Here is a 2,769-nt window from a genome sequence, read left to right on the forward strand (position 1 = left end):
CCGCCGCCCCCGCCCCGCGAAAGTCGAGTACGGGAGGTCGAGTACGCCCTCTATTTGGGCCGGACTCGACCTCCGCCGCTCGACTTTTGGCGGGGCCCTTTCGTTCTCGCCAGTAGCCATGTACTCTGAGCGAAACAAACAAACATCGGGGGGGGAAATATGGACAGGAGAAAGCTAGCGCAGCTGCTGGTCAGACCGGGGGAGTCGGACCGTCAAACGTGCATCAAGTTATCCGCGAACAAATTCATCGCCCAGGCAGAATGGTCTCGGCTGAAACACCACGAGCGGGAGTTTCTCAGCAGCTATGCCGTCGGCGCCGCGAGCCGGAAAGCGGTGCTGGTGGGGCGCTCCGCCGCAGTCGTGCACGGCCTGTGGACGCTGCCCGCCCCAAACGCGCCCGTCCTGCTGGCCATCCCAGGACAAAAACCGCCCGCCAGGGCAAGCTGGCCGGAAGGGGTCGAGTACCGCAGCCTGCGCATCCCCGAAGAGGATGTGGTGGCCATCGAGTGCGCGACGCCTGGCGACGTCCTCCGGTTAACCAGCCCCGTCCGCACAGCCGTCGACGTCGCGCGCCTGCACGGGGTGAGGGCAGGAGCCGTCGCGATGGATTCCCTGTTTGTGGGCAAGCCACCGCTGGAGCAGGAACGCATCCAGGCCGAACTCCACGCGACGATCAAGCGTCTGGCAGGCAAGAAGGGGATCGGGCGGGCACGGCAGGCGCTGCGCTGGTCGTCCACCAAGTCCGAATCGCCATACGAGTCCCTCCTGCGCGTGATCCTGCGGGAACGCGACATCATCGTCCGCGAGCAGATGTGGATTGGCCGTTACGTGCGCCCGGACTTGCTGTGGGGGCAGGTGGCGATCGAGATCGACGGGCTGGTCAAGACGGCGAAGAAAGACGAGGAGTTGGCGAAGAAGGTGTCGCGGGACCAGCTCCTGCGTGAAAACTGGTTACGGAAGCAGATCTACGAGGTCGCCCGCTTCGAGCCGTCGGAGATTCTCCGGGACGAGGAGGCCTGCGTCCGGGAGATCCTGGAGCTCAAGGCCCGCTCCGGTCTCCTCGGCGAGCCGAAAGTACCGGCCACGGTGTTCAGACCGGTGCACGGGGAACACTGGCGGAGGTAGGGGCGCTATACGCCGCCGAAAGTCGAGCGGCGGAGGTCGAGTACGGCACCGAAACCGGGCGTACTCGACCTCCCGGACTCGACCTTTAGGGCCGTGAGCCCAACCCCGCACCCGCCCGCACCCCGCGCGCCGGAACCCGCGTACCCTAGAGCGCATGACTCAAAAGACTCAGACCATGACTTTGCACACGAATCACGGCGACATCGTGATCGACCTGTTTGGCAACCACGCGCCGAAGACGGTCGAGACGATTACGGGCCTGGCGCAGGGCACCACCGATTACTCCGCCAAGAACGCCCAGGGCACCACCGAGGGCCCGTTCTACGACGGCGCGATTTTCCACCGCATCATCCCGGGCTTCATGATCCAGGGCGGCGACCCGACCGGCACCGGCACCGGTGGCCCGGGTTTCCAGTTCGCTGACGAGTTCCACCCGGAGCTGCAGTTCGACCGCCCGTACCTGCTGGCCATGGCTAACGCCGGCCCGGGCACGAACGGTTCCCAGTTCTTCATCACCGTCGACGCGACCCCGTGGCTGAACAACCGCCACACCATCTTCGGCGAGGTCACCGACGAGGCGTCGAAGAAGGTCGTCGACGAGATCGCGAATGTGAAGACCGGTCGCATGGACCGCCCGGTCGAGGACGTCGTGATCGAGTCCATCGACATCGCGTAAGCCACCCGCGCCGCGCCCCCGCCACCGTGCGGGGGCTTTTTCGTACCCTGATCCCATGCCCACTCTCCGCAACCTGCCCCGCACCGCCCCCGCCACCACGGCGATTACGGCGATCTGCACGCTCGTCTTCCTCGTCGCCGCGCTCCAGGCCCGTTCGCTCACGGACGTGGTGTGGGATTCCGCGGTGGGCACCCACACGATCCTCTACGGCCCCGAGGTCTACGGCGCGGGCTACCTCCGCGCGCTCACCGCCGGCTTCATGCACTTGGACATCACGCACCTCTTTCTCAACATGTTCATGCTGGTCCTGGTGGGTGCGGAGGTGGAGCGCTTCCTCGGCACTGGCCCGTTTGTGGTGGCGTGGGTCGCGGGGGTCCTTTGGGCGTCGGCAAGTGTGCTCGCATTTAGCTTCACGACGCCCACCGCCGGCGCTTCCGGCGCCCTCTACATGCTGATGGCGCTTTTGATCGCCATTGCTTTTCGACGTTCCACGGACCTGCGCGCGCCACTCGCCCTGGTGGCTGTGAACGTGGCGTACACGCTGCTCAGCCCGGGTGTGTCGCTGTGGGGGCACCTCGGCGGCCTGGCGGCGGGGGCGGTGATGGCGTGGCCGTTGACCTCGGAAAACGTGCGCACCCGCTGGATCACAGCGGGGGTCGCGGCCGCGGCGGCGTGCGTGGCCATCTGGGCGCTGACGATTCCGTCGACGGTGCCGGTGTACTAGGGACGGCGCTCAAAGGGGAGGGCTAGATCTGCCAGACGGTGCGGGGTAGTCTTTCTCTCGCAGAGCCGCGGAGGATCGTGGGCGTCTAGCCTCCCTCTCGGACGATTGATTGAGACCCTAGCCTGTTGCGACCGGCTATTTGGTAGCGGTGTCGTGAGTATCCGGTAGCGCTTCAGTGAGCATCCGGTAGCGGCTCAGATTGCATGGGGTGATTGTTCCTGTATCCGCTTCATTCGGGTGCGGC

Annotated in this window: 3 protein-coding genes; all 3 read left to right on the plus strand. The window is 65.9% G+C overall.

Features of this window, described 5'->3' with window-relative positions; all coding sequences use genetic code 11:
• The first annotated feature begins 159 nt into the window (after positions 1-159).
• The 3 genes from MHY23_RS11755 (at position 160) to MHY23_RS11765 (ending at position 2,525) form a co-directional block, all read left to right on the plus strand.
• Positions 160-1,125 carry a DUF559 domain-containing protein gene (locus tag MHY23_RS11755; protein ID WP_181889430.1) on the plus strand — a complete coding sequence of 322 codons (966 nt, stop codon included), beginning with the start codon at positions 160-162 and terminating at the stop codon, positions 1,123-1,125.
• A 154-nt stretch (positions 1,126-1,279) separates the two neighbouring features.
• Positions 1,280-1,801: a peptidylprolyl isomerase gene (locus MHY23_RS11760; protein WP_239307700.1), complete on the plus strand. Its 522-nt coding sequence runs from the start codon at positions 1,280-1,282 to the stop codon at positions 1,799-1,801.
• A gap of 55 nt (positions 1,802-1,856) precedes the next feature.
• Positions 1,857-2,525 (plus strand): rhomboid family intramembrane serine protease, encoded by a 669-nt coding sequence (locus tag MHY23_RS11765; RefSeq protein WP_239307701.1) that lies wholly within the window; start codon positions 1,857-1,859, stop codon positions 2,523-2,525.
• The last annotated feature ends 244 nt before the right edge of the window (positions 2,526-2,769 follow it).

The organism is Corynebacterium sp. ACRQP, from assembly GCF_022345915.1.
Taxonomy (GTDB): Bacteria; Actinomycetota; Actinomycetes; order Mycobacteriales; family Mycobacteriaceae; genus Corynebacterium; species Corynebacterium lehmanniae.

What these genes read in the sequence shown, in the direction of transcription:
- MHY23_RS11755 (WP_181889430.1), top strand. Translation starts at nt 160, where the DNA reads ATGGACAGGAGAAAGCTAGCGCAGCTGCTGGTCAGACCGGGGGAGTCG.
- MHY23_RS11760 (WP_239307700.1), top strand. Translation starts at nt 1,280, where the DNA reads ATGACTCAAAAGACTCAGACCATGACTTTGCACACGAATCACGGCGAC.
- MHY23_RS11765 (WP_239307701.1), top strand. Translation starts at nt 1,857, where the DNA reads ATGCCCACTCTCCGCAACCTGCCCCGCACCGCCCCCGCCACCACGGCG.